This is a genomic window from Thermosyntropha sp., assembly GCF_017656155.1.
In the GTDB taxonomy this organism is placed as follows: Bacteria; Bacillota; Syntrophomonadia; order Syntrophomonadales; family Syntrophomonadaceae; genus Thermosyntropha.
In genome coordinates this window covers 24,984-47,876 of sequence record NZ_JACDOH010000008.1, presented here as the reverse complement: position 1 = coordinate 47,876, position 22,893 = coordinate 24,984, and the positions used below count along the sequence as shown (strand labels likewise).

Here is a 22,893-nt window from a genome sequence, read left to right as displayed (position 1 = left end):
AACCTCCTAATCTCAGCTTCTTCCTACTATTTCTGCCTTTATTACACCATCTATTTTTTGTAAATCCATTAAAAATTCATCAACTGTAACTGTCATCTCTTCAATGCTCAAAGATAATGTTACATAAGCCATCCCATGTAAAGGCAAATTTTGATTTATAGTAAGAACATTAGCTTTAAGTGAGGCAACCAGGTTTAAAACCCCTGACAAAACCCCAGGAACATGGCTTAAAAAAAGAGAAATATTTATTATGCGCATGCTGTCGGCATCAAAAAAAGGCAAAACTCCATCTTTATATTTATAATAAGTACTACGGGCTATCCCTAATCTATTTACTGCATCTAAAACATTTTCCGCTTCACCTTTAGCTAAAATCTCTTTAGCTTTAGCCGTTTTAACAATAGATTCAGGCAGGATATCTTCTCGGACTATGTAATAATTCTTCTTATCTTTCAACATAAAAACCTCACTGTCCGCTATTCATAGATTTTTTTCTTTTTAAAACGGACATTACATATTATAACATCAATAATATGCAAATACAATAAAAAAGTTAAACCCCAGCCTATCATAATGTTTCAGCTGAGGTTTTTAAAACTTTATTTGTTCTTAAATTTTATATTATTATACAAATAAGTCCTCCACTGCCGTCATTTACTATCCGCTGCAGGGTATCCTGCAGTTTCACCTGAGCATTTTCCGGCATACGGTGCAGCTTATTTTGTATACCTTCACGAACTAAATCATGAAGTGACTTGCCAAAAATATTGGACTGCCATATTTTACCAGGATCTTCTTCAAATTCCTCCAATATATATCTTACCAATTCTTCGCACTGGCTTTCAGTTCCGATTATTGGAGTAATTTCTGTTGTAATATCAGCCCTTATAATGTGGAGAGATGGAGCCTTCGCTTTTAGTTTTACGCCAAAACGGCTACCCTGCCTTATAAGTTCAGGCTCCTCTAAGAACATCTCTTCTAATCTGGGGGTTACTACTCCATATCCGGTTTCTCGAACCTCTTTTAAAGCATCTGCCACTTTATCATATTCTTTCTTGGCAATACTCAAATCCTGCATAAGCCTCATAATATCATGAGTTCCTTCAACTGTAAATCCACTTACATCACTCAAACAGCGATAGAACATTTCTTCGGGAACCTCAACATCAATTGAAGCTATCCCGGTTCCTAAATTCATCTCTTTCAAACTTACATAGCTTATGTTTTCAATATCCGAGAGTTTAGAAATCGCTTTTTCAATGTCCTTCACTTTTTGTATCTCGTTTAACACTTCCCTTATTGAGGTTTCCATTTCTTCTCTAAACCAGAAGTCTTCTTTAAGCTCATCCACCCATCCAGGCAGCTTTATGTTTACTTCCTGCACTGGAAATTCATAAAGAACTTCTTCCAAAACAGCATAAATCTCATCAACAGTAATATTAGCTGCATCTATCGGAATTACTGTTACCCCATATTTAACAGTAAGCTCATCAACCAGCTCCAATGTCTCTTTTTTATGTGGATAGAGCGAATTCAAAAGCACAATAAAAGGTTTGTTCAGTTCCTTAAGCTCATTTATTACCCTTTCTTCTGCTTTAATATAATTGTCTCTGGGGATATCACTTATGCTGCCATCAGTTGTTATTACAAACCCGATAGTAGAATGATCAGTTATCACTTTCCTGGTTCCTATTTCGGCTGCCTCCTCGAAGGGAACCTCATAGTCAAACCAGGGAGTTTTTACCATACGAGGTTCATTATCTTCTTCATATCCCAACGCCCCATCAACTGTATAACCCACACAGTCAACCAGCCTGACTTTCAGATTAATTCCGTTGTTTGTGCCTATTTCAATGGCTTCATTAGGTACAAATTTCGGCTCAGTAGTAGTAATTGTTTTACCTGCACCACTTACGGGAAGTTCATCTTTAGCTCTCTCTCTATCATATATATCTTTTATATTAGGAATTACCATCAATTCCATAAATCTTTTAACAAAAGTCGACTTTCCCGTTCTTACAGGGCCCACTACTCCCAAATAAATATCGCCACCAGTTCTTTGCGCAATATCATTTAAAATATTAGTCCCTTCCACTCTGCTTCTCCCTCCCTCGGATTTAGACTCTTAAGGCACCATCCCTCCGAATATATGGATACCCCACAAGCAAATTCAGGCTATAACAGTATAAATATATTTATCAATATTCGGTAATATAACCAGAAAAGAAAAAAAGTGTGGTTTTTATTCACACTTTTTACCATCCTTCTATATCATGGACTATATCTTCTATCTCATGTTTTTTTCGGCGGTTCATTACATTTTCCAGTTCTTCTTCAGGCCTCTTTCCATTATAAAGTATGTTATAACAGGCATGGGTTATGGGCATTTCTATATTCATTTCACAGGCTAGATGATGAACTATTCTGGTAGTATGAACCCCTTCTACTACCATCCCTATCCTCTCCAGGACTTCATCAAGGGAATACCCCCTGGCTATAAGCTCTCCCGCCCTAAGATTACGGGAATATCTGCTTCCACAGGTAACAACTAAATCCCCTATACCGCTTAATCCTGAAAAAGTTCTGGAATCTCCTCCCAATGCTACTCCCATTCGGGTTATCTCGGTTAAACCGCGGGTGATAAGAGCTGCTTTGGTATTGTCTCCATAATTAAGCCCTTGAACGACCCCGGCCGCTAAAGCAATAATATTTTTTAAAGCTCCTCCCAGCTCTACTCCAGCTACATCAGGATTAGTATAAACACGGAAAAATGAAGTCATAAAAGCATCCTGTACATAAAAGGCAGTTTCGCGATTAAATGCAGCCACAGTAACTACTGTAGGAACCTTCCTGGCCACCTCTTCGGCATGACTTGGCCCTGACAACACCGCTAACCGTTTCTTTATCTCTTTGCCCAGGACATCTTCCACCACCTGACTCATGCGCATTCCGGTAGCGGTTTCTATACCTTTGGCAGTAATAACCAGATAGGAGCGGTTTTCCAAGTAATCTGCCATCATTTTCGTTACTTTTCGCACTGCCTGGGCAGGTACTGCTAAAACTATCAAATCCGCATCAGAAAGCGCATAAGACATATCTTTACTTACTTCTATATTGGACGGTAATTTTACTCCGGGAAGAAACCTTTCATTTTCCCTTCTTCTCTCTATAACTTCTACTCCGTCTTCCTTTCTCCCCCATAAGACTACCCTTTCAGCATTAGTACTCAAAAGGATAGCCTGGGCAGTTCCCCAAGAACCTGCACCTATAATGCACACCTTTTTCATCTATTTAAACCTCCCGGCCATACCTGTAAATTTTTAAGCCTTCTGCCCCAATTTCAATTCTTTTCCCTGACGCAACCTCATAATATTTTCGCGATGCTTATATATTACCAAGAAAGCCAGAAAAACACTCAGAATTATATAACTTAGAGGCTGGTCTAAAACTATAGCCATAATAGGAAACATAAAAGCAGCTATAATTGAGCCTAACGAAACATAGCGGGATATAATTACAACCACAATAAAAATAAGCGCTAAAATTCCTAAAATCTTTGGCATAAGAAAAAGAACGACTCCACCAGCAGTAGCTACTCCTTTGCCTCCTTTAAACCTCAAAAAAACTGGATAACAATGTCCAATAACAGCAGCAGCTGCACAAACTGAGGCCCAAACTTCTCCTCCTGCTTTCATACCCAAAAATGCAGCAACAATACCTTTTAAAAGGTCACCAATTAAAGCGGGCAAAGCCGCTTTAATCCCTGCAGTGCGCAAAACATTGGTAGCACCTACATTTCCGCTGCCTTTTTTTCTAATATCCTCTTCACCCCACAACCGGCTGAATATAAAAGAAAAAGGGATTGATCCTATCAAGTAACACAAAACTATCACACCTAAATTCTGCACATTTATCCTCCCCCAATTGAATTTCACATTAAAGGGCATATATATTTCTAAATATACGACAAACCTTTAATCTTCCCTTGCTCTTAGCCTTTTAGTTAAATTCTTTTTTTTCATTCTGTCTGGTTAAAAGCCTTATCGGAGTTCCTTCAAACCCAAAATTTTGGCGCAGGATATTTTCCAAATACCTCAAGTAAGAAAAATGAATAAGCTCAGGATGGTTGGAAAAAAACACAAAAGTAGGCGGAGCAGTTCTCACCTGAGTAGTATAGAAAATCTTTACTTTCTTGCCCCCGCCACCGGGAAGGGGATTTAACATAACTGCTTCATTTATTACCCGGTTAAGCTCAGCCGTAGTAATCCTTCGGTGATGCTGTTCTGCTACAAAATCCACTATCTCCAAAATTTTAAAAATTCTCTGCCTGGTTAACGCAGATACATACAAAATAGGAGAATAAGACAAAAACTTAATTTCATCTCTTATGCTTTTATCATATTGATTCATGGTATGCTCATCTTTAACTACCAAATCCCACTTATTAACTACAACTATGTTAGCTTTAGCCTGTTCATGCACATATCCTGCAATCCTCTTGTCCTGCTCAGTTACACCTTCAACTGCATCAAGCATTATAAGAACCACATCGGCTCTATCCACACTTCGCAAAGCCCTTATCACGCTGTATTTTTCAGTAGCATCTTTAATTTTAGACCTTTTTCTTATACCTGCTGTATCTATAAGAATATAATTACGGCCATTATAAGTAAAAGGAGTATCAATAGCATCCCGTGTAGTGCCAGGCATGTCACTTACAATAACCCTTTTTTCACCGAGCAAAGCATTAACCAGGGATGATTTGCCCACATTGGGACGCCCTACAACCGCAATCTTTATTGCATCATCATCCTCTTCAGGTTCATCAAGAGAAGGAAACTTTGTTACAACCGCATCTAAAAGGTCATTGGTATTCATACCGTGGATGGCAGATACAGGTACAGGATCTCCCAATCCCAGCTGATAAAACTCATAATAATCAAGCTGCTTTGTAAAATTTTCCACTTTATTGGCAGCCAGAACCACCGGTTTTTTCGATTTACGCAACATCTCTGCAACCTGTTCATCCTCTGGAGTAATTCCAATCTGGCTGTCTACAACAAACAAAATAACATCAGCTTCTTCAATAGCAAGTTCAGCCTGCATCTTAACTTCGGCCGCAAATATATCGCCTTCATCAAACCTTATTCCACCAGTATCAATAACAATAAATTCCCGCCCTTCCCATTCGGCAGTATCATAAATCCTATCCCTTGTAATCCCGGGTATATCTTCAACTATTGCTTTTCTTGCGCCTATAAGACGGTTAAACAAAGTAGATTTGCCTACATTAGGTCTACCTACAATAGCCACTACCGGTTTTGCCATAATCGATCCTCCATATTCCTTATTCTACTTCTTCGCAAATCAATCATACAAAATAGTCTCTACCAAAGAAAAGGCACTTCCATCAACCGTATAAATCTCAGCACCAGTTTTATCCTCTATTTCTTTAAGACTTACATCGTCTAAAAGGACATCTTCCCCTTCCTTGCATACTATACGGGGAATAATTACCTTCTTACCTTTATATTTATCACCTAATGCATCAATAATATCACGACCGGTCAAAAGTCCGGTAACTGTAACATATCCTCCGAAAAACTTATTTTCCACCGGAATAAGCTCTAATGATAAACCTTCTATATGGTTAAGCCTTTCCACAATAGGCGTAAGAACTGGAACTCCTGAAAAGCCAGTAACTAAAAACACTTCGCGCGGCTCTATTTTAGATGGCAGATCATGGACAAGTTCTTCAAATTCATCCAATAAAATTCGGGCAAGTCCTATTCCGTTTTCAATCTGACAGTAATCATCATAATACTCTCCTTTGGGAAAAGGTTTTCCTGCCTTTATAAAAAACTCATCTGCCAGATATACCAGCCCAATTCCTAACTCCTCTCGAAATCTTTGCTGATATCTGTCAGTCAAATCAATAATCACTCTCGCTTCTTCAGGTGTAAAAGTTCTAAGAGGCATAAGTTTATCCCTGTATCCGGTAAGCCCTACCGGAACAATTCCTATCGAACAAACTGAAGGATAAAAAGAAGCCAGCTTTTCTATGCTATTTATCAAGACTTCTCCATCATTAATTCCCGGACATAACACTATCTGGGTATGCACTTCTATTCCGGCATCTTTAAGCCTCTTTAAATCAGATATTATATTTTTAGCCTTTGGATTATTAAGCATCTTAGCTCTCAGTTCCGGATCCATGCAGTGTACCGAAACATACAAAGGGCTTAAGCGCATAGACAATATTTTATTCCAGTCCTTTTCCTTCAAGTTAGTAAGAGTGATAAAATTGCCGCAGATAAAAGAATAACGATAATCATCGTCTTTAACATACAAAGTCTTTCTCATTCCAGGAGGCATCTGATCTACAAAGCAGAATATACAGCGATTCTTACATACTTTCATGCGATCAAATACTATGCTGTCAAATATAATTCCCAAATCTTCGTCCCAATCCTTTTCGACATCAATTGTCCATATTTCACCGTTATTTTTCTTTACTTCAAGTTGAACAAACTCGTCCTGAGAATAAAACTTATAATCTAAAATATCATTAACATTCTGTCCATTTATAGTAAGAAGTTCATCTCCCTTTTCCAATCCTATCTCTTCTGCAATACTGTTTTCTATTATTTCAACAATCAAGGCACTCACAACTAAATCTCTCCAAAGCTTTTTGTTCTTAACAATTATCTAATAAAATTCTTCCTTTAGCAAGTTAGTTGCTTCATCAATAATAAAATATTAAGTCAAATAAAAACAAAATAAAAGCCAGGCATCAAGCCCAGCCGTCCAAAATTATTCTATTATTCTATATCAATTCTGCGTCTCTTTTTACCTTCATTTCTCTTGGGAAGTACAATAGAAAGGACTCCATCCTTAAGCTTGGCAGATACCTTTTCTTCATCTACATCTTCTACCAAAAAGGTTCTACTCATAGAGCCAGAGCGTCTTTCTCTGCGGATATAGTTAGCAGTCTCTTCTTTTATTTCTTCATTCTGATTTACAGAAATAGTAAGCCTATCATCCCTGAGTTCAATATTTATCTGTTCCTTGTTTACACCTGGCATTTCAACTTCTACCACATATTCGCTTTCATTTTCCCTTATGTCTGCCTTCATATAGTGGGGCTGATAAAAATTGGGGAAAAAGAAATCGTTGAAAAAGCTTTCCATTACTTCCTGGGGGTCAAAAACCTCAAAACCTCTTCTCCCTAAATCTCCTCTTCTGCGGTTGAACGGTGTTAAACCTCCAAACATTCAACATCCCTCCTTTTATTTGACCTTATTTTTCTTTTTGACTTTATTTGACCTTCTATCTATTAGATACTATCTTTATTAATTCCATGCAATAGCTATAAAGATTGATTTTCGGGAATTTAATCCTTTTAAATGAATTTACATTTTAAAATCTGCATTTTTCTTTTTTTATTTAATGTTTGCATATAAAATAAACTCCATTTTCTAAATCATGTACAACTCCACCTAACACTCGGGCTAAAAGCAAAGCCATCTTTTCTTGTTCTTTTTCATCCTCCGCTAAAAAAACAGGACATCCTCCCCCTGCTACTTTAGTCAGGTCTCTGGTAACAATAGCTAAAATATATTCGGCTATTTTGGTATCCATCAATCCGCCGCCTTTCTTCCGTAAAAACTCTTTAAAGCAGTTCCCTGGGCCGTTTCAATTAGCGGAACATTTCTTATAACCTGTTTAAGTATTTCCCGGTCAGGTTCATTGGGAAGAACAAAAAAAGCTAAATAACCTTTATCTACATGTTTTCTAGCCATAGGGATTACTTCGGTTTCATTTATATCCACCTTGGTTCCTAAAATAGATACTACATCATGAATTATCGCCATGCGCTGACCTGGGTTATGCAAGGTAAGTCGGGCATTATCATCTTTAGGTTTTATTAAAACCCCTATCCCTTCTTCTAAGATTTTTTGTCGGGTGTCAGGAAGACCTACATTCATTATTACCACGTCTTCTACCATTAAAAGGCTTCCTTCAAAATGCAGATCGGCATCTTCAACTTCTGCTATATCTCCTATATATGCACCACGCATAAGACGTATCGATAAATAAATCGAAACTATCCCTGTCAGTATTGCATACTGCCAACCTAAAAGATGGGCTGCCCCACTGGTAATTAAAGCAGTAAGTATAGCCAGGTAATTTCTAGCCTCAAAAACCCTAGCAATTCCCTCAATATAGTCCGTTCCCCGTCTTACCAGTTTAGTTTCTTCCAGCCTGGTCATAGTCTCTCTTTCCATATTTCTTATTTCCCTAAATTGCTGGGCAGCCAGAACGAGGAAAGTCACCGCTGTATAATCCGGTTTTGCTATAGCAGGAACTGCTACTGCCCCTAAACAGGAAGCAATAAACCCTAAAGCCAAATGGGTAAAATATCCATGAGGAAATGCTGGGTAATGTCTGTAATCACTGCGCAGGGTTAAAAGCCTTGATAAAAACCCAGCTAAAACCCCCATAAAAATTACTTCACCATACTTATCCATTACGCTTACCTGCCGACCCTTGATTTAAAAGATAATATCCTCCTACAGCTGCTGCCAAGACTACAATAATACCTATAATAGTACTATAAGCGCTTTTATTTTCTTCCCGATTCTGAGATAAAGGCTTTTGAGCAGGAGGTGCCCCCTGTCCTTCTACCCTTAAAAGAGTAGGCATAATATTAGCAAACTCTTTTATTCCTTCTATTGCATCATTTTTATCATTGGTATGGGCGCCAACTTCTATAAGCATTGCCCTAGGGCTTAAATCCTGGTTATAATCTCCTTTACCTATAAATATTCCATTAGAAAGTCCAGGTTTCTGTTTGTCCATAACCGTTTTAATCCTTTTGGCAAACTCCAGATTAGTTTTGGAATTAGGATTAGATCTTCCTACTACCAGTTTAACCTTGGTAACTTCCTTTCCTTCAACATTAGCCTGATACTGCTGTGGGGGAACTGCATCCCTGTGAACATCAAATATAATTTCCGGATTTTCTTTTAAAAGTTTTATTGCCGTTCTTCTTGAACGACTATAAGCATTAATATCATGAGGATTATGATTGTTTTTGCTGTATTTAACTTCAAAGCCATTTTTTCTAAGTTCACCGACAAAGGCCTCAGCTACATCATAAATACCACCATTTCCTGGTTTACTTTCAGTACCATCAGTTGGCACATATGATTCATCACTATGAGTGCAATATACAGCAATAGTCGGTTTATTTTTTCCACTAACAGTTGGAACTGCCTTTTCAGCTAAAATGTCTCTTTCGGCAGTTTTGTTTTTATCTTTTTCCCAGTTTATTTCAGGCATTTTTTCTTTGCCTTTATATCTACAGCGTGCAGTATGCCCTATAATTTCTACCACTTCATATCTGGAGTTATCTTCACTTATATATTCATCTCCTACATGAACTTTAATAGAAGTTTGATGGATTATATTGTTATGTTCATCAACCAGTGTATAATGCTGCCCTGCTGGGGTTTCCTCATGAGCACACAGCGAAGCTGGATTTAAGGTTAAAATAAAAGCAGAAAGAAAAATTAAAATAAAAAGTTTATTCCTGATTTTCATTATTTTCCCCTCCTCTCTCATTCATAAAGCCTTCTCTTTCCAAAGGCTTAGCAGCCGGCTGTGGTTCTCTTAAATTCTGTATAAGTTCTTCTGGCCTGTCATCGGTATCCGGCCCCCCCTGTATTCTTTCCAAGGTTTCACCTATAATTTCAGCCAATAAAACTGCTAGTATTCCGGCAAAAACCAGAGAATCAAAAGCCCCACCCCCACCAACTGCAACCGTTCCTCTGATATTGTTAGTTACCAGATATACATACTGTCCAATATCAAGGGCTAATACCCCTATTACTGCTGCAAAGAAAGCCCCTCTTCTGGATCTTCCTGCCAGGTATCCAACTATACCTGCAACTATCGGATAAATATATATAGGATCAATAAATATCTGCTCCGGTTCTGCTCCTAAAAATCTAGCCGCCAGGAACAATACCAGGGCAGTTACAGCCGCTGCTACTATAGCTCTTATTTTTTCATAAGCTGTTCCTGCTCCAGCCAGCAGATAAATAGCCAGTATAACAGTTATAATCCCGCCTAAATTAATTGTTACCCTGGAAGTTAAAGGGACATCAAAGAAGCTACCGATAATAATAGCCGCAATAACTGCTAAAGCGGCTTTGTCACTGAGGCGCATCCGGTCCAAAACCCGGTGAGCAGCTCCAAAATATATCAATATAGACACTGCCACCAGAGCAATCAGCCCAATAGGGAAGTTGGTCATTTATATCATCCTTTCCATTCATATTTTTTTGTAAATATCTTTCCCTGCTGAGCTTTTTTTATGCTTTCATTCCGGCACACCGCAAATTTAAAACTGTGTTTTTTAATACAAATATTTTATATTTGTTTTAAAACTACAAAAACGGGGACTAATACTTCCCCGTTTTCGCATTTTTAAGGTACCGGAAAAACCAGAGCGCTTTTGCCCTGATATTCAGGAGGAATCTGCCCTGTTTTCCAGCCCTTATTGGTAGTCTCGATATAAAAATATTTTACTCCATCTTTTGCAAAGTAGCTTCCATATGCACCAGGACATTCTACCCCTACGGCTGCATGTCCCGGATCGCCTTCAAAAATAAGCAAAGCTGTCTTATAACCCAGCGATTTTAATAAAGCAGCCAAAAGTATAGACTTGTCTTCACAGTCTCCGCCTTCTACCAGAGTTTCGGCCGGATATTTAGGATATTCGCCTTCCTCAAATACATATGGCAGAGCTTCCTGAACAAATGCTGCCACAAATTCTATTCTATCTCTATCATTTGAAGGTGCTTTAACCTTCAGCAATTCTGCCAGCTTTTCAACCAGAGCAAAGTTAATCTGTTCTATAACATAAGGCACATACCCTTCCCGAATAAGTCGCTCCACCTCTTCCTCATAATACCTCTTTAATCTCTGATATTCCTGATTAAGCCTTATTCTCTCCTGATTAAGGCTTGCCATTACCTGATTTAAGGATTGATATTTATACATGGCTTCTTGGGGAGAATCCTCCGGATATATCTTATAATACCAGTACCAGTATTCTATTTGCTGATCAATCTCATTCTCCTTGTGCTTCAGCTTTTCGATTTCTGTCTTGTAATCCTTAACCAACTGCTCATGTAGTCTAAGTTTATCATAGGAATAAGAATATATTGCCTCAGGAATATCAACTTTCCATGTCCATTTGTTTCCGTATCTATCATGCCATGTATATTCTTTGGTTATAAACGCATCATAATTGTTATAAACCGCAGTTTCCAGTGTATCTTCTTCTACGAAATACAGTTCCGAATTTTTCGGGTCATTGTCTTTTACCATAACCGTGATTTTTTTTTCTAACTGGTTCCATTCAACCTGTGCGTCTAAAGCCTCGGCTATCCACCTTACCGGGAGCATCAATCGATTTTTATATATTTCTGGAGCGACATCCATTACAACCTGTTTATCATCAACATATAAAATACGGCTCCCCAGCTTTACCTTTACCCTTTTGTCTTCTGCCTTTAAAAGTGCAGTATTCAAAGCTTGATCCCACAAAATATCTTCGTCCTTAACACCTGCTGCGTAAGCGGCAAACCGCAAAGGCATAAATGTGCGGTTATCTTTGATATAAGGAGCAACATCCATGGAATATCTGACATCGTTAAGCCAAAAATAATTTTTCCCAACATAAAATTCCGCCTGATTTGAACTTACGGAATATACAGGTACAGACAAAAAGAAAATTGTTAAAAAAATAAAAGTTAAGCTGTAAAGAAAGATTTTCTTATACACACCGAAACTCCTTTCCCAGTTAATAGCTGCGAATAGTTCTATAACCTCTGTGACCAGTAAGAAGGATCTATACCTCTAAGCTTCAGCCATTCGCCGGTTTTGCCGGTTATTAAAACCGGTTTTTGTCTTATTTCATCAATATTCCGGGAGCCGGTCATAAGAAAAACAGATTTAAGACGATAAATCATTTCCTCTATTTTTTGGTCCAATTCCTCTGCACCTTTATATAGCAAAATCTTGAGAAATGATCCGGCAATTCCTACTAAATCAGCTCCCATAGCCAAAGCCTTAGCTGTATCTGCTGCAGTTCTTATCCCCCCCGAAGCTATAACCGTAATCGGGAGGTCAAGGCTTAACACCTCAGATAAGCTGCAGGCAGTAGATATCCCCCAACTATCTAGCTCACGGTTAAATAAGCCCCCCCTTTTATCTTCAATAACTATGAAATTAGTTCCCCCCATTCCGCCTATATCAATTATTCTTACCCCTGCTTGGTAAAGGAGAGAGGCGCTTTCCTTTGAAAAACCAAATCCAACTTCTTTAGCTATAACTGGAACCGGACAATTCTCTATAATATAAGCTACATTTTCAATTATCCCCTTAAAACAGCGATCTCCTTCAGGCATAGCCAATTCCTGAGGAACATTAAAATGCAGTTGAACTGCATCAGCCTTTATCATTTCAACTGCTTTCAGAACATCTTGAATAGAGCGATTTGCGCCTACATTGGCAACAATTATCCCTTCGGGGTTAATTTCGCGAACTACACTGAAAGTAGATTTAAGCTGAGGTTCATCTATACTTATAGTTTGAGACCCTACAGCCATGGCCAAGTTGTATTTCCGCGCAATATATGCCAAATCACGGTTTATTTCTTTCGCTCTTTCAGTTCCACCGGTAATGGCATTCAAAATCACCGGCAAATTCAACTTTTTTTCCAAAAAACAGCATGATAAATCAATTTCATCCATATCAAGCTCTGGTATTGAATTGTGCACAAGATAAATCTCCTCAAAACCGCTGGTATTAGGGCCATCTTTCGAGTGAACTGCAATATTAATATGTTCATCCTTTCGCTTGCCTCTTATAATAATAACCTCCCTGCTATTTTTTCTGCCTTGATTAAGTCTTCTTCACAATTTATATTATGAAACATTTCGGTCTTATCCCCAAATCTCTTTAACTCTTCTTCATCTAACGCTAAAGCATTTAACTCCTTGAATAAAAGAGACATTTTAAGCTTCTTATGCTGTAAATTTTCCGTTAATACTGGTAAGCTGCTTTTCCTATAAACTGCTGCCGTCATGTGCAAAAAACCATCAATTTCAGGAACTACCGCATCATATCCGTTTATCCTCTCCAGCATATAATCTATCATTTCCACAGGTATAAAAGGCATATCACAAGCCAAAACAAAAGAAGCATCATGTTTAGCATATGTCAACCCCGAATGTATGCCGCTCATAGGACCCAGTCTTGGATAAATATCTGTATATACAGGAACATTTAAACTGCTGTATAACAAAGGTTCATTGCTTATGATAATAGTTTCATCAAAGTAAGAAAAAAACTTGGATAAAATTATTTCAATTATTTTTTGCCCATTTATCAAGGCAAAAGCCTTATTATTAAAATTCATGCGGGAGCTCTTTCCCCCGGCTAAAATTACCCCCGTTACCTCTTTCATTCCCTTTTCCTCCCGAAAACTACACTTTACTGCTTTTATCTCTGATAAAAAGAGACTGCATAAAGCAGCCTCAGCAAAATTTTAGCCTTTAGTTTTTACAGCCGCTGCAACCTGAGCAACTGGTAGCAGTGCAGGAAGAAGCAGCCGAACCTGGTGCAAAGAAGGATGACAATTGTTTTTCGACCTTATATGAGCCACATTTGGAGCACCTTGCTTTATCTAATTCTTTAAAAGAGAGCAATAAATCAAATTTGTTTCCACATTCTTTGCACTTAAAATCATATACCGGCATTACATCAGCACCTCACCGCAATTTACTTTATTCATTATTTCCCCCCTGTTTTGCAAGATATTCTTCAACTTCTCTGCGGTCAATATCGCTTAATGCCTCTTTAATTGATAAACTTATTCTTTTTTCTTCATTATCAATGCCTAATATTTTAACGCGAACTTTTTCTCCTATTTTAACTACATGTTCCGGTTTTTCTACCCTGTGGTTAGCCATCTGGGAAATATGACAGAGCCCGTCTACTCCCGGTTCAACTTCAATGAAAACCCCAAATGGAGCCATTCTAACAACAGTTCCTTCAATTATATCGCCCGGTTTATATTTTTCTACTACTATCTCCCAGGGATTTTTGAGCAAGGCTTTGCGGCTTAAAGATACCCTTCCTTTTTCAGAATCTACTGCTATAACCTTAACCTCTATTTCATCCCCTTCTTTTAGAACATCAGCAGGATGTTCAATGCGCTTATAATCTAATTCAGATACATGCAAAAGACCTTCAAAACCGTCTAAATCAACGAAAGCCCCATAATCTAAAATACGTTTAACTATCCCTTTTTTTATCTGTCCTTCCGCAATACTATTCCAAAATTCCTGTTTTCTTCTTTCTCTTTCCTGGGCCATAACCTCTTTACGGGAAAGAACTACCTGTGAACCCCGTCTTTTACTGCGGTTAAATTCGATAACCTTAAAGGTAAAAGTTTTTCCTTTATATTCATCCAGATTCTTTACATATCCTTCCTCAACATGTGAAGCAGGCACAAAAGCTACTACCCCTGCATCTACTAAAAGCCCACCTTTAACTACATCAATTACCGTTCCTTCTATCAGACTACCTTTTCGATATGCTTCTTCTAAGTGATCCAGGGCTTTTATAGCATCAACCTTTTTCTTTGACAAAAGAATAGTTCCATCATCATCCCATCTTAACACAAGAACCTCAATGGTATCTCCTACTTTAACTACTTCCCTGGCTGAATTGACTTCTTTTACTGTTAACTCACGTAGTGGGACAACCCCTTCTGACTTTCCTCCTACATCGACCATTACTTCATTATCGCGAACTTCAACTACTACACCTTTTATAATATCCCCGCGTTCCGGGGGGATAAAATCCGCAATTTCCGCTTCAAGCCTGGCGAATGATTCTTCCACCCCTTGTTCCTGTTTGTTGTTTTCCTTATAAGCTGCCATTTTATCCACTACCTCCTTAATTATCCAATCCGGGGTGGAAGCTCCTGCAGTTACACCTACCACAGCAACTCCCTTCAGCCATTCATCCTTAATCTCTGCAGCATTTTGAATTAAATATGTTTTTACCCCGGTATTTTTACACTCTTCAAATAGAGTGTTGGTATTTGAACTGTTCTTATCGCCAATAACTAACATCAAATCTACCTGCTGGCTAAGCCTTACAGCTGCTTCCTGTCTTTGCCTGGTCGCCGAACAGATGGTATTAAAAATCCTTACTTCATATGCTTTAGACAACAAAGCTTCAGCCGCTTTCAAAAATTCAAATTCATCTTTAGTAGTCTGAGATAAAAACCCTATTTTCTTACTTCCTTCAATTTTCTTCGCTTCATCTGTATCGGCAACTACTCGGGCTTTATATTTACACCATCCTAAAATAGCTTGAACCTCAGGATGATTTATATCTCCGAAAATTACAATATCATACCCTTCATTCTCCAACATAGACACCAGGTCATGTATCCTTTTTACCAAGGGACAGGTAGCGTCTTTTATAATTAGACCCTTTTTTCGTGCCTGTTTTACCACCTCCGGCGGAACCCCGTGCGAACGCAGGATGACGCCACTGCCCTCTTCAGCTATATCTTCTATGCTTTCTACCGGCATAATGCCTTTTTCTTTAAAATATTCTACCACCTGACGATTATGAACTAAACTCCCTAAAGTATACCACTTTTCAGGCTTATCCACTGCATCTTCTGCAATTTCAAAAGCTCTTCGGACTCCGGCACAAAAACCCGCCTTATCGGCCAGGCGAATCTGCAAATTTAACACCTCACAACATTTATAATATTCGCAAAAAAAAATATAAATCCTGCTTATTTTTGCAAAAGAAGATTAATTTCATACATAATCTGTTCGCTTACTTCTTTTAACATAAGAGAGTTAATCTTCTGCCCTTTAAATTCTTCTAAAAACATAGGTTTGCCAACCTTTACCTTAAGAGGTTTTAGCCATCCTATCGGCAGTTTGCGATCGGTGCCAATACATGCTACCGGAACAACAGGAACCCCTGTTTTAAGTGCAAGCATAGCAGCTCCGCTTTGTGCTTCCAGATCTTCTCCGGTTTTATTGCGCTGACCTTCGGGAAAAATTCCCAAAATCTGACCTTTTTCTAAGACCTTTAACGCATTTTTTATTGCCGCGCGATCAGCACTACCCCTTTTTACCGGAAACGCATTGAGCATAGTAAGAATTCGCGCTAAAAAACTATTTTCAAAAAGTTCCGCTTTGGCCATAAAATAAATAGGTCTTTTAAAAGATATGGCAACTACGATAGGATCCCAGTTGCTTACATGGTTGGCAACCACAATTGCTGCCCCTTTTTCCGGCAGGTTATGTACATTTTCCATTCTCAAACCTAACAAAGTAAAAAAAGTTCGCATAATAAACCAGGCAAACCTATAAAACATCTCATTTCTCCCCAATTATCTTTAATAATTCTTCTATTACATCTTCTATTCTCATACAGGTAGTATCTATAACAATAGAATCATCCAATATCTTCAAAGCCCCCACTTCACGGCTTGCATCAGCTTTATCTCTCTTTATTATATTTTCTTTTAAATCCTGTAAATCCACATCATATCCTTTATCATCCAGCTCCTTTTTTCTTCTTCTGGCTCTTTCCTCTACACTGGCGGTAATAAAAAATTTATAATCAGCATCAGGAAGAACACATTCACCAATATCTCTTCCATCCATAACTACTGATTTTTTTTCTGCCAATCTCTGCTGCTTTTCTACCATAATTTTTCGAACCGCAGGAAATGATGCTACCCTAGAAACAGCTTCATTTACTTGGGGTGCTCTTATAGCTTCACTTACATCTATGCCATCACAAAAAACCCTCTGTTCCCCATCATGATAAACAAAAGTTATATCGGTATCATGCACAAGACTCGCAAGTTCCTTTTCATTATTTAAATCAACCTTATTTTGCAAAGCCTTCAAGGTAAGAGCTCGATACATAGCTCCAGTATCTATATAAGTAAAACCCAGTCTTTTTGCCAAAATTTTAGCAACCGTGCTCTTGCCAGCTCCTGCCGGTCCATCTATAGCTATTTTCATAAACCATCACCTGCAAATATTCTTTTTCATTTTAGCACAGTCCAATTTTGTATAAAAGATTTTCCTGTTCAAATCACTATGTCATCCAATATATACCAGAATTCCGGAAAAGAAATAGCTACTACTTCAGCATCATCAATGCATGTTTCTCCATCAGCAATTAAACCAGCAACAGCCAGACTCATAGCTATGCGGTGATCATCATGGCTTTCTACACATGTTCCTTTGAGTTTTTCCTTATCACCCTCAATTATAAATCCATCCTCAAGCTCAGTAATATTTACTCCCATTCGCCCGAGTTCTAAAGCTATTGCTTTTATGCGGTCAGTTTCTTTAACCCTCAATTCTTCGGCCCCTCTCACCGCAGAAGTTCCTTCTGCTGCCGCCATAGCCACCGCAATAACCGGAATTTCATCAATAAGACGCGGAATTATCTCCCCTTCTATTTCTATCCCCTTAAGTTCTGAGCTTTTAACCAGGATATCTGCAATTATTTCCCCCCCAGCAGTTTTCTGATTTAAAATCTTTATATCCGCACCCATTTTTTGTAAAACTTCAATAATTCCTGCACGTGTAGGATTTATCCCAACTTCCCTTATTACGAGTTCAGAATTCGGGACTATGCTGGCAGCCACCAGAAAAAAGGCAGCTGATGATATATCAGCAGGTACAATAAATTCCTGTGGTGAAAGTCTCTGTCCCGGAGTTAAAGTTATGGTAAGACCGTCAACCGCTAAATCAGCCCCCATCGCCTTAAGCATCCTTTCCGTATGATCCCTGGATTTGGCAGGTTCTGTCAATATCGTTTTCCCTTCTGCATTAAGTCCTGCCAGTATTAAAGCAGATTTAACCTGGGCACTGGCTACCGGAATATCATATTTTATCCCTTTGAGTCTTTTCCCCTTTACAGCCAGAGGGGGATAGTTGCCTCCATTTCTTCCCCATATTTCTGCCCCCATCAGAGCAAGCGGAGCTATCACCCGTTTCATAGGTCTTTTATTAAGGGAATCATCTCCGGTTAAAACCGTAAAAAAAGGATAAGAAGCACAAAGGCCAGTTAAAAGGCGCATGGTAGTCCCCGAATTGCCACAGTCCAGAACAGTCCCAGGTTCTCTCAGACCATAAAAACCTCTGCCTTTAATTATGACTTCATTTTTACATTCTTCTACATCCACACCTAAACGGCGCATGCAATTTAAGGTAGACAGAGTATCGTTTGCCCGCAAAAAGTTTCTTATTATACTCTCTCCTTCTGCCAAAGCCGAAAAAATAGCAGCCCGATGAGATATAGACTTATCTGCTGCTACTCTTATTTCTCCTTTTATGCCTTTTGATTTTTCTATTGTCTTTCGCAAAACATTTCCTCCTCATCTTACCCATGACTTTATGTTGCAGGACTGTAAAATAGAAACAGCGCGCTCTGCCTCTTCCCTGTTTCTAACCCCGATGCGAATACTTCCTCCATCACCTTCACGAACCCGTAATATCTCAATATCTACAATATTTATATTTTCTTTTCCTAAAATCTCTCCTATTTTTCCTATTATTCCGGGTTTATCCGGGACTATACAAACAAGTTCAGAAAATTCAGGCAAAAGTCCTTTCCGTTTATGCGGTATCTGATCCCTAATCTCCTTGGCACGGCAAAGTTCCGTATATACTGTTTCAGAGTCATCCTCTTCTAATGCTTTCTTTATTTTAAATAAAAATTTAATAAGTTTGTCCAATTTTTGTCCAACATATTTTCGGTTAGAAAAAAGTATATCCTGCCACAGCTCAGGGCTTGAAGAAGCAATACGGGTAGTATCTCTGAACCCCCCTGCTGCCATCATTAAATTATCATCCCTGCCCTCAGTAAGGTTTACCAAGGCAGCAGCTGCTAAATGGGGAACATGGCTTATAGTAGCTACCAGTTCATCATGCAGAGAAGCAGGCATTGTTTTTATTTTTGCCCCCGTAAAGCTTAAAAGTTCTCCAAGCAAATTTACCTGTTCTTCTGGAACATCGGGAGCAGGAGTCAGGACATAAACCGCATTTTCAAAAAGATAACGGTCAATGCCATTTATGCCTTTAATCTCGGAGCCAGCCATAGGATGTCCCCCTATAGCCCATACCCCTTGAGGAAGATTACTGAAAAACTGCATAACTTCTTCTTTGGTGCTTCCAACATCAGTAATGATAGTTCCTTGCCTTACTACATTCCGCAGCTCATTAATTATCAACGGAAAAAAACTTATAGGAGTGCAAAGAAAAATCACATCTGCATTTTTCCCGCCCTCGTCTATACTTTTAAATTCATCGATAACTCCAATTTGTAAAGCTGTTTCAACTGTTTTAATATCAATATCAAAACCAAATATCTTATTAACAAGAGGTGATTCCCTGAGCGCAAGTCCCAGAGAACCACCTATAAGCCCCAGACCTATTATAAAAAGATTTTTTTTCATAATTTCTCATACCTCTTATATATTCTGAAGTGCCTCATGAATAGCCCTGACTTTAGTGACCAGGGATTCAAAATTATCGGGCATTAAAGACTGAGGTCCATCTGATAAAGCTTCGCTTGGATTTTGATGAACCTCAACCATAATCCCATCGGAGCCTGCTCCTACGGCTGCCACAGCCATAGGCTCAACCAGCTCCCACTTGCCGGTGCCATGGCTGGGATCCACAATCACAGGCAGGTGGGTAAGCTGCTTGATTAAAGGCACAGCACTTAAATCCAGGGTATTGCGGGTGTATTTTTCAAAAGTCCGAATACCCCTTTCGCACATTATGACCTGTTCATTGCCTGAAGAAATAATATATTCTGCAGCCATTATCCATTCTTCTATAGTGGAAGAAGGCCCTCTTTTCAAAAGAACCGGCTTACCCGCTTTTCCAAGCTCTCTCAGCAAAAAGAAATTCTGCATATTTCTGGCGCCAACCTGTAAAATATCTGCATACTCAGATACAACTTCAATCATGCGCGGATCCATAACCTCAGTTACTACCGGAAGACCGGTAACCTTACGGGCTTCTGCCAGTATCTCCAGCCCTTCGCGTTCTAGCCCCTGAAAAGAATAAGGTGAAGTGCGTGGCTTAAATGCCCCGCCCCTTAACATATCAGCCCCTGCTTCCTTTACGGCTAACGCCACTTCCATCAGCTTTTCCCGGCCTTCTACCGCACAAGGTCCGGCAATTATAGTAAGGCTTCCATCTCCTATAATTTTATCTCCCACTTTAACTGTCGTAGGTTCAGGTTTAAACTCCCGCGAAGCCATTTTAAAAGGCTGAAGTATAGGAATAACCTTTTCTACTCCGGGCTGGCGCATAAAATACTCCATAATGGCCTGGGTTCTTTCACCAATAGCTCCGATAATAGTCCTTTCTACCCCTTCTGAAAGATGTACCTTGAATCCTTTCTCCTGCAGTTTCTCAGCTACTGCATTAATCTCTTGTTCAGCCGCATTTTTTTTCATTACAATGATCATTTTACTACCTCCTTTTTTTCTGGAGGGTGAGAAAGAGCTAAAAATAAAACCATTGGCAGTAAAAATGGGCACACCAATGGTAACACAGCTCACGCGTATATTCCCACCATCCTACCATACTACAATTTTTTATTTTTAAAACCGTCCTACACTATACTAGGGTAAATTAAATAAGTTAAAAATTCAATAGCTTTTTTAAACTGCATTGCCTATTTTTATTAAAGCCCCGTGAATAAAAATTTAATCTTAATCTGTAAGCCCAAATTTATGAACAAAATTCCGCAGTTTTTCAGCTTCCCCCAGCAAAAACAAAACATCGCCAGGCATGATTAAATCACGGGCGCCGGGATTGGGGACAACCTTATTTTCATGTTGGATAGCAACAACTGTAACTCCGTGTTTCTTTCGCAACTCCAAATCCTCAATTTTTCTTCCGGCAACAAATGAATTAGACGGCACTCTCAGGCTGGTGATTTCCATTCCCATAAAAATCTGCTTATTTTTATCTATCTTTAGATCTGTTTCTGAAAGGCTGCGCAGCATTTCATAACCTTCGCGCCGTACTGTTTCCACATAAGCTTCAATCTCTTCATGGGGAACAAGATATTTAGCCAGTACCCGGGCAAAAATTTCAATAGATGTCTCAAATTCTTCCGGAATAACCTCGTCAGCACCCAGCTCATACAAATCATGCATATCAGCCACAAACCTGGTTCGGACTATGATATAAGCTAATGGGTTTAACTTTCTTACCATATAAGTAACCCTTCGGGTAGCAGCCGAATCAGATATGGCAACAACTACCACCCTGGCCTTTTCCACACTAACATGTTTTAAAACCAGTTCATGAGTAGCATCTCCATAGTATATAGGTTCACCTTTAGCCTTTTCCTGACGGACAGTATCAGCATTTATTTCCAGAATAACATAAGGTATTCCGGCATAGGAAGCTGCCCGGGAAAGGTTCCTGCCATTAAGTCCATAACCGATTATAACCAAATGGTTTTCCTTGTTTATATCTTCATCTATTTCCTCCATTTCCGGTATTGCCCCTTTCAAAAGCTTTTTCGGCAAAGGCAGTTTATAAACTAAACGCGCTACTCTGGGAGCAAAATTCATAAGAAACGGAGTTAACATCATGGTCAATATAGCTGATGAAAGGAAACCCTGATAAAGACTGTCAGTTATAAGTCCATATTTCATACCTACTTGAGCTAGAATAAAAGAAAATTCCCCAATTTGAGCCAAAGCAAATCCTGTTAAAACAGCTATTCTTAAAGGATAACCTAACACAACAGCAGCTAAACCAGCAATTATACTCTTACCTGCGATAAGTAAAAAGGTAAATAACAAGATTACACCTATATGCCCTGCCAAGACATTTATATCCAAAAGCATACCTATAGAAACAAAAAATAAGCTGGTAAAGGTATCTATAAAAGGCATAATATTCGACAAAGCCTGATGGCTGTATTCAGACTCAGAAATAATAAGCCCGGCCAAAAAAGCACCTAAAGCCAACGATAATCCGGCACTGTAAGTAAGCCAGGCTACAAAAAAGCATATGGCTATTATGCTGAACATAAAAAGCTCCCGGCTCTGGGTGCGGGTAATCTGATATAAAAGAGGCGGAACTACATAAAGAGAAAGTATCAATACCAGAATAATTATGCCAACTGCTTTAAGCAAAATCAGAGAAAGAGGCTCAGAGGCTCCTCCACCTTCTCCCAGCAAAGGTGTAAAAAGCATCATAAGAACTACAATTATATCCTGATAAATAAGTATCCCTAAAGCAGTCTTTCCATGGGGAGCATTTATTTCTACCCTTTCGGTAAGCTGTTTTAAGACAATAGCAGTACTACTTAATGAAACTAAAAAACCTAAAAAAACAGCGTTGTTTGCTTGTATTCCCATAAAACTAGCCAATAAAAAAGTAAACAGAATAGTTAAACCTACCTGAATACTGCCACCTAATAAAATAGTCTTCTTAATACTGGCGAGATTTTTAAAAGAAAATTCAAGGCCTATACTGAAGAGAAGCATAATAACCCCAATTTCCGCTACTACATGAACATGCTCGGACGATTCTACCAGACCTAATCCGTAAGGCCCAACTAAAACACCCGTAAGCAAAAAACCGACTATAGACGGAATCTTGAGACGGTGGCATAAAAAAAGCACTCCCACCGCTAAAACAAAAATAACTACAATTTCTCTTAAAATTTCAAACTCCATACCTCTCCCCCACAACCATTCTCCCTTATTCCAAG

At 38.8% G+C, this 22,893-nt stretch carries 22 protein-coding genes; all 22 read right to left on the bottom strand.

Features of this window, described 5'->3' with window-relative positions:
* Window positions 1-12: 12 nt before the first annotated feature.
* Window positions 13-459 (bottom strand): ACT domain-containing protein, encoded by a 447-nt coding sequence (locus H0Z36_RS08370; RefSeq protein ID WP_296865427.1) that lies wholly within the window; start codon window positions 457-459, stop codon window positions 13-15.
* A 157-nt stretch (window positions 460-616) separates the two neighbouring features.
* Window positions 617-2,095 carry a stage IV sporulation protein A gene (spoIVA, locus tag H0Z36_RS08365; protein WP_296865425.1) on the bottom strand — a complete coding sequence of 493 codons (1,479 nt, stop codon included), beginning with the start codon at window positions 2,093-2,095 and terminating at the stop codon, window positions 617-619.
* A gap of 160 nt (window positions 2,096-2,255) precedes the next feature.
* Window positions 2,256-3,287, bottom strand: coding sequence for an NAD(P)H-dependent glycerol-3-phosphate dehydrogenase (locus tag H0Z36_RS08360; protein ID WP_296865424.1), 1,032 nt, complete (start codon window positions 3,285-3,287; stop codon window positions 2,256-2,258).
* A 33-nt stretch (window positions 3,288-3,320) separates the two neighbouring features.
* A complete protein-coding gene (plsY, locus tag H0Z36_RS08355) occupies window positions 3,321-3,908 on the bottom strand; it encodes a glycerol-3-phosphate 1-O-acyltransferase PlsY (protein WP_296865422.1) in 588 nt (195 codons plus the stop codon).
* A gap of 91 nt (window positions 3,909-3,999) precedes the next feature.
* Window positions 4,000-5,328 (bottom strand): ribosome biogenesis GTPase Der, encoded by a 1,329-nt coding sequence (gene der, locus H0Z36_RS08350; RefSeq protein ID WP_296865420.1) that lies wholly within the window; start codon window positions 5,326-5,328, stop codon window positions 4,000-4,002.
* Between the two features lie 39 nt (window positions 5,329-5,367).
* Window positions 5,368-6,669, bottom strand: coding sequence for a DUF512 domain-containing protein (locus tag H0Z36_RS08345; RefSeq protein WP_296865417.1), 1,302 nt, complete (start codon window positions 6,667-6,669; stop codon window positions 5,368-5,370).
* Between the two features lie 152 nt (window positions 6,670-6,821).
* Window positions 6,822-7,274 carry an Hsp20/alpha crystallin family protein gene (locus tag H0Z36_RS08340; protein WP_296865414.1) on the bottom strand — a complete coding sequence of 151 codons (453 nt, stop codon included), beginning with the start codon at window positions 7,272-7,274 and terminating at the stop codon, window positions 6,822-6,824.
* A 172-nt stretch (window positions 7,275-7,446) separates the two neighbouring features.
* Entirely contained in the window at window positions 7,447-7,641 is a 195-nt protein-coding gene (locus H0Z36_RS08335; RefSeq protein ID WP_296865412.1) for a hypothetical protein, read from the bottom strand.
* Window positions 7,641-8,531: a YIEGIA family protein gene (locus H0Z36_RS08330; RefSeq protein WP_296865409.1), complete on the bottom strand. Its 891-nt coding sequence runs from the start codon at window positions 8,529-8,531 to the stop codon at window positions 7,641-7,643. Before H0Z36_RS08330 ends, H0Z36_RS08335 begins: the two co-directional genes overlap by 1 nt.
* A complete protein-coding gene (gene spoIIP, locus H0Z36_RS08325) occupies window positions 8,524-9,606 on the bottom strand; it encodes a stage II sporulation protein P (RefSeq protein ID WP_296865407.1) in 1,083 nt (360 codons plus the stop codon). The genes H0Z36_RS08330 and spoIIP overlap by 8 nt, the downstream gene beginning before the upstream one ends.
* Entirely contained in the window at window positions 9,590-10,321 is a 732-nt protein-coding gene (locus H0Z36_RS08320; protein WP_296865405.1) for a DUF1614 domain-containing protein, read from the bottom strand. Before H0Z36_RS08320 ends, spoIIP begins: the two co-directional genes overlap by 17 nt.
* 173 nt (window positions 10,322-10,494) lie before the next feature.
* Window positions 10,495-11,856, bottom strand: a complete 1,362-nt coding sequence (locus H0Z36_RS08315; RefSeq protein WP_296865403.1) for a stalk domain-containing protein — start codon at window positions 11,854-11,856, stop codon at window positions 10,495-10,497.
* A gap of 38 nt (window positions 11,857-11,894) precedes the next feature.
* A complete protein-coding gene (gene fni, locus H0Z36_RS08310; RefSeq protein WP_296865501.1) occupies window positions 11,895-12,944 on the bottom strand; it encodes a type 2 isopentenyl-diphosphate Delta-isomerase in 1,050 nt (349 codons plus the stop codon).
* Window positions 12,941-13,543, bottom strand: coding sequence for a molybdenum cofactor guanylyltransferase (locus H0Z36_RS08305; protein ID WP_296865401.1), 603 nt, complete (start codon window positions 13,541-13,543; stop codon window positions 12,941-12,943). The genes fni and H0Z36_RS08305 overlap by 4 nt, the downstream gene beginning before the upstream one ends.
* 88 nt (window positions 13,544-13,631) lie before the next feature.
* Window positions 13,632-13,835, bottom strand: coding sequence for a zinc ribbon domain-containing protein (locus H0Z36_RS10670; protein WP_366508881.1), 204 nt, complete (start codon window positions 13,833-13,835; stop codon window positions 13,632-13,634).
* A gap of 27 nt (window positions 13,836-13,862) precedes the next feature.
* Complete coding sequence (locus H0Z36_RS08300; protein ID WP_296865399.1) at window positions 13,863-15,845, bottom strand: bifunctional 4-hydroxy-3-methylbut-2-enyl diphosphate reductase/30S ribosomal protein S1; 1,983 nt, start codon at window positions 15,843-15,845, stop codon at window positions 13,863-13,865.
* A 53-nt stretch (window positions 15,846-15,898) separates the two neighbouring features.
* On the bottom strand, window positions 15,899-16,492 hold the full coding sequence (locus tag H0Z36_RS08295; RefSeq protein ID WP_296865397.1) for a lysophospholipid acyltransferase family protein: 594 nt from the start codon (window positions 16,490-16,492) through the stop codon (window positions 15,899-15,901).
* 1 nt (window position 16,493) lies between these two features.
* Entirely contained in the window at window positions 16,494-17,150 is a 657-nt protein-coding gene (gene cmk / locus H0Z36_RS08290; protein ID WP_296865396.1) for a (d)CMP kinase, read from the bottom strand.
* Window positions 17,151-17,218: 68 nt separating this feature from the next.
* Entirely contained in the window at window positions 17,219-18,505 is a 1,287-nt protein-coding gene (gene aroA, locus H0Z36_RS08285; RefSeq protein ID WP_296865395.1) for a 3-phosphoshikimate 1-carboxyvinyltransferase, read from the bottom strand.
* Between the two features lie 12 nt (window positions 18,506-18,517).
* Entirely contained in the window at window positions 18,518-19,597 is a 1,080-nt protein-coding gene (locus tag H0Z36_RS08280) for a prephenate dehydrogenase (protein ID WP_296865393.1), read from the bottom strand.
* A gap of 15 nt (window positions 19,598-19,612) precedes the next feature.
* The gene (aroF, locus tag H0Z36_RS08275) at window positions 19,613-20,623 is read right to left on the bottom strand and encodes a 3-deoxy-7-phosphoheptulonate synthase (protein WP_296865392.1); all 1,011 of its coding nucleotides are present in this window, start codon (window positions 20,621-20,623) and stop codon (window positions 19,613-19,615) included.
* Between the two features lie 246 nt (window positions 20,624-20,869).
* On the bottom strand, window positions 20,870-22,858 hold the full coding sequence (locus tag H0Z36_RS08270; RefSeq protein WP_296865390.1) for a cation:proton antiporter: 1,989 nt from the start codon (window positions 22,856-22,858) through the stop codon (window positions 20,870-20,872).
* Window positions 22,859-22,893: the final 35 nt, after the last annotated feature.

What these genes read in the sequence shown, in the direction of transcription:
- H0Z36_RS08370 (WP_296865427.1), bottom strand. Translation starts at nt 459, where the DNA reads ATGTTGAAAGATAAGAAGAATTATTACATAGTCCGAGAAGATATCCTG.
- H0Z36_RS08360 (WP_296865424.1), bottom strand. Translation starts at nt 3,287, where the DNA reads ATGAAAAAGGTGTGCATTATAGGTGCAGGTTCTTGGGGAACTGCCCAG.
- der (WP_296865420.1), bottom strand. Translation starts at nt 5,328, where the DNA reads ATGGCAAAACCGGTAGTGGCTATTGTAGGTAGACCTAATGTAGGCAAA.
- H0Z36_RS08340 (WP_296865414.1), bottom strand. Translation starts at nt 7,274, where the DNA reads ATGTTTGGAGGTTTAACACCGTTCAACCGCAGAAGAGGAGATTTAGGG.
- H0Z36_RS08335 (WP_296865412.1), bottom strand. Translation starts at nt 7,641, where the DNA reads ATGGATACCAAAATAGCCGAATATATTTTAGCTATTGTTACCAGAGAC.
- H0Z36_RS08330 (WP_296865409.1), bottom strand. Translation starts at nt 8,531, where the DNA reads ATGGATAAGTATGGTGAAGTAATTTTTATGGGGGTTTTAGCTGGGTTT.
- spoIIP (WP_296865407.1), bottom strand. Translation starts at nt 9,606, where the DNA reads ATGAAAATCAGGAATAAACTTTTTATTTTAATTTTTCTTTCTGCTTTT.
- H0Z36_RS08320 (WP_296865405.1), bottom strand. Translation starts at nt 10,321, where the DNA reads ATGACCAACTTCCCTATTGGGCTGATTGCTCTGGTGGCAGTGTCTATA.
- H0Z36_RS08305 (WP_296865401.1), bottom strand. Translation starts at nt 13,543, where the DNA reads ATGAAAGAGGTAACGGGGGTAATTTTAGCCGGGGGAAAGAGCTCCCGC.
- H0Z36_RS10670 (WP_366508881.1), bottom strand. Translation starts at nt 13,835, where the DNA reads ATGCCGGTATATGATTTTAAGTGCAAAGAATGTGGAAACAAATTTGAT.
- H0Z36_RS08295 (WP_296865397.1), bottom strand. Translation starts at nt 16,492, where the DNA reads ATGTTTTATAGGTTTGCCTGGTTTATTATGCGAACTTTTTTTACTTTG.
- cmk (WP_296865396.1), bottom strand. Translation starts at nt 17,150, where the DNA reads ATGAAAATAGCTATAGATGGACCGGCAGGAGCTGGCAAGAGCACGGTT.
- H0Z36_RS08280 (WP_296865393.1), bottom strand. Translation starts at nt 19,597, where the DNA reads ATGAAAAAAAATCTTTTTATAATAGGTCTGGGGCTTATAGGTGGTTCT.
- aroF (WP_296865392.1), bottom strand. Translation starts at nt 20,623, where the DNA reads ATGATCATTGTAATGAAAAAAAATGCGGCTGAACAAGAGATTAATGCA.
- H0Z36_RS08270 (WP_296865390.1), bottom strand. Translation starts at nt 22,858, where the DNA reads ATGGAGTTTGAAATTTTAAGAGAAATTGTAGTTATTTTTGTTTTAGCG.